This window comes from Pseudoalteromonas sp. 68 DY56-GL68, assembly GCF_041414825.1.
In the GTDB taxonomy this organism is placed as follows: domain Bacteria; phylum Pseudomonadota; class Gammaproteobacteria; order Enterobacterales; family Alteromonadaceae; genus Pseudoalteromonas.
Genome location: NZ_JAOCZL010000020.1, coordinates 545,066 through 550,694, shown reverse-complemented (window position 1 = coordinate 550,694; position 5,629 = coordinate 545,066). Strand labels below are relative to the sequence as shown.

Here is a 5,629-nt window from a genome sequence, read left to right as displayed (position 1 = left end):
GTTTGACTTGGTTTTTCAGGATTGAAACCTGGTCGTTTACTATGAACATAAACGGCCGCAAGCGGTAAGCGTTGCCACATGGGTTTACGCTTTTGGCTACCAAGCCAATTTAAGCGTTGCAGCATAATTACTAAGCCGTGATCATCAACCATATCAAGGGCTTTTTCTGTAAATTCTTGCGCTAACTTAAATGGTGGGTTGGTGATGATCATGTTGAATGTTGGCAAAAATGCACTTGGTGTTGTTAAAAAATCACGGCCTCTAATCTCTGCGCGTGAATCTTCACGAATGTCCCAGCTTTCAACACTAAAGCCGTGCTGTTCTAATACCGTTGGGTAACTCATTGGGTATTGTTCACAACCGCCTGCACTTGGATCTAATACTCTTGGGTATTCATCTGGTGAACAAAGCAAAATATTATTTTCAGCAAAGGCCGCTAGAAAATCTTCAATTAGCCAATGTGGTGTTACATAGTAATCATCCGCATTGCGCACAGTTCCGCGATTTGTTGAGCTCATAATCAGTCCTTAATGTTTCTGAGTATTAGTGTTTTGCTCAGCAATCAAATGCGGAACAGCATCAAATTTAGGTGGTGTTCTTTCAAAGTTTTCTCGCCCTAATACATTGGCATCAGTAAAAGCAGCAACTGTCGCTTGTAAGGCTAAAATCCCGTTACGTACTGCATCACGCTCTTGTAAGTTGAAATGATAAAAGCTCATATTTATGTGTCGTTGCTTAAGCCCTGCTATTGAGCAAAGCGCTCTGCGTTGCGGCTCAGTTAGCAACACATTAAACACATATCCAGGCGTGCGTGTTCTATCGCTCATTAGCGCTTTAATTTCAGTAAGGCCTTTTGGTACTTTGCGCCCTTCAACGGCTTTGAGGGGGGCAGGTTTTTCAGTGTCAGTTGATTTAACAAGTGCATTTGCCATGGTTTGCTCCTAGTTTTCTTGATGTTGGCCGTAAAACTCGTGAAACTTTTCAGCGCCTAAGCGCATCCATTCCTCTATATCTTCTTCAATCCATACCACACGACCGCTTGATGCTTTGTGCGATTTAGGAAACTGGCCACGCTCCATTAAACGGTAAATAGACGAGCGGTGAATACCGCACTTTTCTGCTACATCGGCTGGGCGTAAGTAACGGTCGTTAATGGTAATAACTTCGCCACGTAAATTGCGGCGGTAGTGATCGGCTACGTTTGATTGACTCATGCTGTATCTTCCTTTCCTATTTCTATAAAATCCCTTTTTGTTCTGGTAAGTTGTAAGTGCGAAAAACCACCAACCAAAACAAAAAGGAAAAACTCATGTCAAACCCAATCTTGAGCGACTGCATAAAAGCACTTTCAAGCAGCCTTACACCAGCAAATGGCCTCACCCATCCTGTTGACGACTCAAAAGCAAAATGCTTATTTAAAGCACTCCACAAAAAAGGCATTGCCTTAAGTGAAGATGAAGTACTCGCGCTGGCTATCGAAAATAATTGGCCTGAAAAACACGCCAAAAAACTTGCCGACATAGCACAGCGCATTAACGATGGGCGCCCCGTTAAAATTGTTCGCCCAATAAGCTGGGGTGAAACCACTGCTGATAAAATCATTCAATCTCACCAGGGTTAAAATCTTCTAACCATTTATCTACCAGTGTAAAAAGCTGGTTTTTAAACTTATCTACTCCACCATGCGCAGCAGCAAAGTAATCGTGGCTTAGCGCATGTTTATACTCTGATGCAGCCAACGCCACTTTTTCTGACATGGTAAAACGCTCGTCATCCATTAATGCTTCTGTACGAACGCTAATGTCCATCACATCAATTGGGGCTACTTCAATTTCATTATTCATGCAGCACTCTCCTTGTTGGTTTTTTGATGATCGGCCAGTAAATCGTCTACCGATACTTGGCCATGCGTTAGTTCTGAAATGCGTGGAATGTATTTAGCTGGCGCTTGCCCATGACGGCTAATCCAGTGAAATACAACGGATTGTTTTGTTCCTAAAATATTAGCGAGCTTGGTTTGCCCACCAATTATTTCAACTGCTTTTTTTATGGCTGACATTTTAATCTCCAATAGCTGCTAACCACTTTTCTATATAATAAGATCTCTTTTATTGGTTTGTAAACCACTTTTGGTTGTTTGAATGGAAATAAAACCAAAAATAGAGATTTGACCAAAACAACTAAAAGTTGTGATAATCTTCTCATCACACAGATTATGTGTTCAAAAATAACAACTTTCGGAGATTATATGGATATTGCAAACCGCGTGAAAAAGCTAAGGAAAGCTTTAAATCTTACACAATATCAATTAGCAGAATTGGTTGGTGTCGCACAAAACTCAATTCAAAAACTGGAAAAGGGTGAGACCAAGAACCCACGTAATATTGAATCCCTAGCACGAGCGTTAAAATGCACACCTGAATATCTACAATTTGGTATTGGTGAAATAGATAACGCTACTTCTACATCTGTAGCTAAGCACCAATTACCACTAATTAGTTGGGTTCAAGCTGGCGCTTGGTCGGATATTTCAGAGGTGAACCCACTCGATGCAGAAAGGTTTTTATGTCCGGTAAATTGCAGTGAACGTTCATTTGTACTTCGAGTGCAAGGCATCAGCATGGAGCCGAAATTTAATGATGGTGATTTAATCTTTGTGGACCCTGAAGCAGAATGCATTCACGGTTCGTATGTTGTTGCCCGCTTAGATGATAACAACCAAGCCACTTTCAAACAGCTGATCATCGAGGGCAATCAAAAGTTCCTCAAAGCCGCCAACCCCAACTGGCCTGAGCAACTCATCCCAATTAATGGTAACTGTACGTTGGTTGGTAAAGTGATTTTTACGGGTAAGTCTCTTTAGGTAGAGCTTACAAACAAACTTTAAATATATAAAAATAAGGAAGTTTTAATGAGTGTTAATGTCCCAAAAGTATTTATTTCATACTCCCATGACACCCAAGCTCATAAAAAATGGGTATTAGAGTTAACTCAACGTTTACGTAATTCAGGTGTAGAGGCAATTTTAGATCAATTCCGTTTAGGCCTTGGTGATGAACTAGGTAGTTTTATGGAAAGAAGCGTTGCTGAGTCTGACCGCATTATTATGGTATGTACTGATAACTATGTAACTAAGGCTAACAGTGGACTCGGCGGGGTAGGGTTTGAAAAAATGATTATTACCTCTGAATACATGCAGAATATTGATAGCAACAAAGTTATCCCTTTAATTCGTCAGAATGGTACTCACAATGTACCTACATTTCTGCAGACTCGTTTACATATTAACTTTTCTCGTGATGACGAATTTGAATTACAATTTGATAACCTCTTACGTGAAATTCATCAAGCCCCCTTATTCGCAGAACCTCCCGTCGGTAATAATCCATTTGAATCAGTAACTGAAAAACCTGTAGAAAGCATAGCTGATAAGAAAACTGAACTACTAAAAGAATTGGTAGATTTTTATAATCAGGGGCGGGAAGCTTTCGACTTTAATGATCTCCAGCGTCTCCTTAATTGCTCAAAAATATTTGCTGAAATCTATATATCTGATTTATTAAAAGATGAGTTTATTAGTAGACAGTATCATCTAGTAATGGGTAGTACTGTGTCTATTTACCAATTAACTGAAAAAACAAAGTTGTATGCTATTGAGCAGGGCTGGGTGACTGAATAAGTTATTAAAAAGCCCGCATTTAGCGGGCTTTTTATATCTCGTTCAAATAATCTAAATAACCCAATTCTTTTAATGTGCTTCTTAGCTGAATATTCTCTGCTAAGCTTTTTGCCATCGAATATTTACAGTACTTCATTCCAATCATGATTAACCTTAATAAGTCAAAATCAGAGAAGTTGATTAAGAGCTCTAAATACTCATTTTTATCTGACTCAGAGAAGCCTCTATCTGTTGTTAGTTGAACATCTATTAATTTAACCCCTACATAGAACTTTCTTAAAATAGAAAACATATGGCCATAAGCATCAATATCTTCAGTAATTGCGTACTCGATAACTTTAGGTGTAATACTACTTTTAGATTTTAAATCCAGAAGATACTCTTCTAGAGTATCAACTGCATTTCCCCCAACCTGAGTAGCTTTATCTCTATTGCTATTAAATACCAGCACCAAATCTTTGAACAATAAATTTTGAGAATCTATAGCCTTAAATAGCCTTGACTCAAATTTTGAAAGTTGCTCAGCTTTTTTTTGTCTTTTAACTTCATCTTCTAATGTATTGTTTGCTGCTAATTGAATTCTAAGTGACCTAATAAGCAAAACTATAGAAAAAAAAGTTAAAACTGGCGTTAAAGTACCTGATAAATAGTTTGCAAAAATAGCCCAATCATTTGGATTCTCTGAGATTTTATAGCCTAGGTTAAATCCAAAAAACCAGTAATACACTACCCATGCTATAACAATAACGGCAATAGAAAATGTAATTACTATTTTAGCTATCATTAATAATAAACACCTTTAATTAAATATTTTACAATTTCCCCCGTAGCAGGGCGAACCGCCCTTGCAACCCTAAGTTTCGCATATTGAAAATCATCATTATTTTTAGCATTATTTGTATCTAAATTTTTTGATATTTCTTTTTTTATTTCTAAACGAACAGCATGCATATCAGAAGCAAAGCTGAATGGCACAGTTTCCTCCTCGCCTTTTAAAAGCAATCGGCCTGTTCCTGTGAAAGTATTATATCGATTTATTATCGCTTCAATTTCAAGCTCTTTATTTTCAACTACCGTTTCAGTTAGATGAATGGAAGTGTTTTTATCTAATTTGGCAATAATCATAGGCTCATTTGGCTTGCAGTAGCTTAAAGTCATCTCATGACCATAGTATTTTGAAACTTGGTGCATATCTTTTAAATGCTCACGTAGTTTTTCCATCAAAAGCTCATAAAAAGGTTCCATGTCAGCAATGACCTCTTGAGCCATAACAGATAAGTTATCTGCATCTTTATGGATGTGTAATGCCTCATAAATAAAGTAGCGAATTACTTCCGCAATAGCCGGTTTACCTATTCTTCGGGCTCTTTTTATTAAAAAAGGGTCCTTGATTTCAATTGTAAAGTTTTGCTTAAAAGAGCCTTTTGCGCTGTATTTTAGTCTTGTTCTTACAGTGTTCCTGTGAGTTATTTTGCTGGGCGCTCGTTTTCTTAAAATCGATTCAGCAATTTTGCTTGTAACATCAGAAGTACCTTTTAATGTTTCCAGTCCATAATGCATATCTAGGTCATGAGTTTCACTATCGACTGTTAATGCAAGTTTGATTTCCACTTTCAATCCTTTAATTTTATTAACAACTAGGCAGGAGATAAAGATAGCTTATTGAATTACTTTATTTATGGGCAATTTAAAAGTTGATAAAGCCAAAAGAACTCCATTTCTTAAACGAAGAGGTTAAGCCACCGTTCATATTTTAACAAGCTGGTGATTTGTACAGGTATAAAAATATCGGCTATTTAGCAGGCTCGTAATCATCTTATTATTTATAGATTTATTCTATTAGTTTACTCATTCTATAATAACTGTTAATCATGGAGTAAACCGTAGCAAAGTACATAAATGCCAAATATAGATAAAGTTTATCGTTTCGTTATCGACCCAGATAAATAC

Annotated in this window: 10 protein-coding genes; 3 read left to right on the top strand and 7 right to left on the bottom strand. The window is 37.4% G+C overall.

The window, feature by feature from the left end; genetic code table 11:
* The 3 genes from NYF15_RS14400 to NYF15_RS14390 all read right to left on the bottom strand — a co-directional run.
* Positions 1–518 (bottom strand): SAM-dependent methyltransferase (locus NYF15_RS14400; RefSeq protein ID WP_371353278.1); only part of this gene is annotated, 518 nt, incomplete at its 3' end.
* A gap of 9 nt (positions 519–527) precedes the next feature.
* Positions 528–932, bottom strand: a complete 405-nt coding sequence (locus NYF15_RS14395; protein ID WP_371353908.1) for a hypothetical protein — start codon at positions 930–932, stop codon at positions 528–530.
* 9 nt (positions 933–941) lie between these two features.
* Positions 942–1,214 carry a helix-turn-helix transcriptional regulator gene (locus tag NYF15_RS14390; protein WP_371353907.1) on the bottom strand — a complete coding sequence of 91 codons (273 nt, stop codon included), beginning with the start codon at positions 1,212–1,214 and terminating at the stop codon, positions 942–944.
* A 95-nt stretch (positions 1,215–1,309) separates the two neighbouring features.
* Here NYF15_RS14390 and NYF15_RS14385 point away from each other — a divergent pair, with 95 nt between their 5' ends.
* Complete coding sequence (locus NYF15_RS14385; RefSeq protein WP_371353906.1) at positions 1,310–1,621, top strand: DUF1889 family protein; 312 nt, start codon at positions 1,310–1,312, stop codon at positions 1,619–1,621.
* Here NYF15_RS14385 and NYF15_RS14380 read toward each other — a convergent pair.
* Together NYF15_RS14380 and NYF15_RS14375 are read right to left on the bottom strand one after the other, a co-directional pair.
* Complete coding sequence (locus NYF15_RS14380) at positions 1,599–1,844, bottom strand: hypothetical protein (protein WP_371353905.1); 246 nt, start codon at positions 1,842–1,844, stop codon at positions 1,599–1,601. The genes NYF15_RS14385 and NYF15_RS14380 overlap by 23 nt on opposite strands.
* Entirely contained in the window at positions 1,841–2,059 is a 219-nt protein-coding gene (locus NYF15_RS14375) for a YdaS family helix-turn-helix protein (RefSeq protein WP_371353904.1), read from the bottom strand. The genes NYF15_RS14380 and NYF15_RS14375 overlap by 4 nt, the downstream gene beginning before the upstream one ends.
* 189 nt (positions 2,060–2,248) lie before the next feature.
* Here NYF15_RS14375 and NYF15_RS14370 point away from each other — a divergent pair, with 189 nt between their 5' ends.
* Positions 2,249–2,863, top strand: a complete 615-nt coding sequence (locus NYF15_RS14370; protein WP_371353903.1) for a LexA family protein — start codon at positions 2,249–2,251, stop codon at positions 2,861–2,863.
* A 48-nt stretch (positions 2,864–2,911) separates the two neighbouring features.
* Positions 2,912–3,679: a toll/interleukin-1 receptor domain-containing protein gene (locus NYF15_RS14365; RefSeq protein WP_371353902.1), complete on the top strand. Its 768-nt coding sequence runs from the start codon at positions 2,912–2,914 to the stop codon at positions 3,677–3,679.
* A 31-nt stretch (positions 3,680–3,710) separates the two neighbouring features.
* On the opposite strand, the gene NYF15_RS14360 is transcribed toward NYF15_RS14365, so the two are convergent.
* Positions 3,711–4,463: a hypothetical protein gene (locus tag NYF15_RS14360; RefSeq protein WP_371353901.1), complete on the bottom strand. Its 753-nt coding sequence runs from the start codon at positions 4,461–4,463 to the stop codon at positions 3,711–3,713.
* The gene (locus NYF15_RS14355) at positions 4,463–5,290 is read right to left on the bottom strand and encodes a hypothetical protein (RefSeq protein WP_371353900.1); all 828 of its coding nucleotides are present in this window, start codon (positions 5,288–5,290) and stop codon (positions 4,463–4,465) included. Before NYF15_RS14355 ends, NYF15_RS14360 begins: the two co-directional genes overlap by 1 nt.
* Positions 5,291–5,629 lie beyond the last annotated feature (339 nt).

Coding starts and splice junctions, on each gene's coding strand:
- NYF15_RS14390 (WP_371353907.1), bottom strand. CDS start 1,214: ATGAGTCAATCAAACGTAGCCGATCACTACCGCCGCAATTTACGTGGC.
- NYF15_RS14375 (WP_371353904.1), bottom strand. CDS start 2,059: ATGTCAGCCATAAAAAAAGCAGTTGAAATAATTGGTGGGCAAACCAAG.
- NYF15_RS14380 (WP_371353905.1), bottom strand. CDS start 1,844: ATGAATAATGAAATTGAAGTAGCCCCAATTGATGTGATGGACATTAGC.
- NYF15_RS14360 (WP_371353901.1), bottom strand. CDS start 4,463: ATGATAGCTAAAATAGTAATTACATTTTCTATTGCCGTTATTGTTATA.
- NYF15_RS14385 (WP_371353906.1), top strand. CDS start 1,310: ATGTCAAACCCAATCTTGAGCGACTGCATAAAAGCACTTTCAAGCAGC.
- NYF15_RS14370 (WP_371353903.1), top strand. CDS start 2,249: ATGGATATTGCAAACCGCGTGAAAAAGCTAAGGAAAGCTTTAAATCTT.
- NYF15_RS14395 (WP_371353908.1), bottom strand. CDS start 932: ATGGCAAATGCACTTGTTAAATCAACTGACACTGAAAAACCTGCCCCC.
- NYF15_RS14365 (WP_371353902.1), top strand. CDS start 2,912: ATGAGTGTTAATGTCCCAAAAGTATTTATTTCATACTCCCATGACACC.